Source organism: Accumulibacter sp. (genome assembly GCF_032229525.1).
GTDB lineage: Bacteria > Pseudomonadota > Gammaproteobacteria > Burkholderiales > Rhodocyclaceae > Accumulibacter.
In genome coordinates this window covers 5686-7434 of sequence record NZ_JAVTWB010000163.1, presented here as the reverse complement: position 1 = coordinate 7434, position 1749 = coordinate 5686, and the positions used below count along the sequence as shown (strand labels likewise).

Below are 1749 nucleotides of genomic sequence, written 5' to 3'. Positions count from 1 at the left end.
GCAAAATGCGGGCTAGACGAGTACATCCGGCAGTGCGACGTGGTGATCCACCTGGTGGGCGCCATGAGCGGCGCTATGGCGCGGGCACCTTCCGTGTCGGTGATTCGCGATCGCTACCCGGATTTCGGCAGTCGGCTGCCGGTGGCCCCTTTCCTCGTAATCGGCGGACCGTCCTTGCCCTACACGCAATGGGAGGCCCGGCTAGCCTTGTATCACCAGAAGCGGCTGCTCATCGCCGTGCCCGAGAGCGGCGCCGAACGCGACGACGGCGGCACCCTCGACCCGCTCCAGAGCGCCGCGCAAAGCGAGCACCTAGCGCGCCTGGCAAGCATCGAGCGCTACCCGGGTATTCGCTTCAGCTCGGCCGACCAGTTTGCCGTCGAGGTCTGGCGCTCAAGCCTGCTCGACATCTTGATCTCGGCTGGACCGGTCAGGAAGCTCCTGCAACTCCCTTATGTAAGCCTGGGCGAACTGTTCAAGGGACGCGAGTCCCTGCTCGACGACCTGAGCACGTGTCTCGGACCGATTCCTCAGCACAAGGACTCGCCTGCCGCCTCGACGGCACTGACCGGGCTGGGTGGAGTGGGTAAAACACGGCTGGCACTAGAATACGCTTGGCGACATTCCAGCGATTACGCCGCGCTGTTGCTTGTCAACGCGGACGGCGCCCAAGCGCTCGACCGCAATCTGGCCGCCCTGTGCGCGGCAACGATCCTCGACCTCTCCGAGAACAACGAGAGGGACGAAGGCAGGCAACGAGCCGCGGTCGTCGACTGGTTGAAGCAGCATCCGGGATGGCTGCTGATTCTGGACAACGTCGATTCCGAATCCGCTGCGAGCGCGGTCGAAGCGTTGTTACCGCGTCTGACCGGTGGGCACGTGTTAGTCACCAGCCGCTTACCGAACTGGAGGGCCGGTATCGAGATCTTGCCGGTGGATGTGCTCTCGCCCGACGCGGCGGCAGACTTCTTGCTCTTGCGGACTGCCGGGAAACGCCGGCCACAGGCCGATGATGTCGCCACAGCGAAAATTATAGCCAGGGAACTCGGGTATCTCGCTCTGGGGCTGGAACAGGCCGCTGCCTACATTGCCAAGCAACGCAAGACCTTCGGCCAATACCTCATGACGTGGCGGGACCATGGCGATGCCGTGCTGCAGTGGTTCGACCCCAGGCTGATGCAGTACGACAAGAGTATTGCCATCACGTGGCAGACGTCCTTCGAGCAGCTCGGCGAACCTGCGCGACGGCTGCTGCAGCGCTTGGCCTGGCTAGCCCAAGAACCGATTCCCGAGTCCCTTCTGGATGTCCTCGGAGCTGAAGCCGACCCCTACGAAGCCTTGGTAGAACTCGAGTCCTACTCGCTGGTGGCACGAGCGGCTGAACGCGCGTATTTCAGTGTGCATCGCCTCGTGCAGGAGGTCTACCGGTGCGACCCGCAACACGACGCCGCCGATGGCCCCCTGATCCAGGCCTTGAACTGGGTGAACAACGCCTTCGTGGGAAATCCTCAGGACGTTCAGAACTGGCCGGTCCTCGATGCGCTGACGCCGCACGCGTGGGCGGTCGCCGGCTACGCTGACGCCGCCGGAATATCCGGGCCTTGCGCCGACTTGTTTAACCAGGTCGCGTCGCTACTCCATCACAAAGCACTATACGCCGAGGCCGAGCTACTAATACGCCGTGCGCTGGCAATCGACGAGGCGAGTTTCGATGCGGATCATCCCAGGGTGGCCATCCGGCTCAACAAC

General features: G+C 63.4%; 1 pseudogene. It reads left to right on the top strand.

Going from position 1 to position 1749, the window contains the following annotated elements:
* Positions 1 to 39: 39 nt before the first annotated feature.
* Positions 40 to 1749 (top strand): annotated as a pseudogene (locus RUW20_RS12595) (tetratricopeptide repeat protein); the annotation flags it as partial.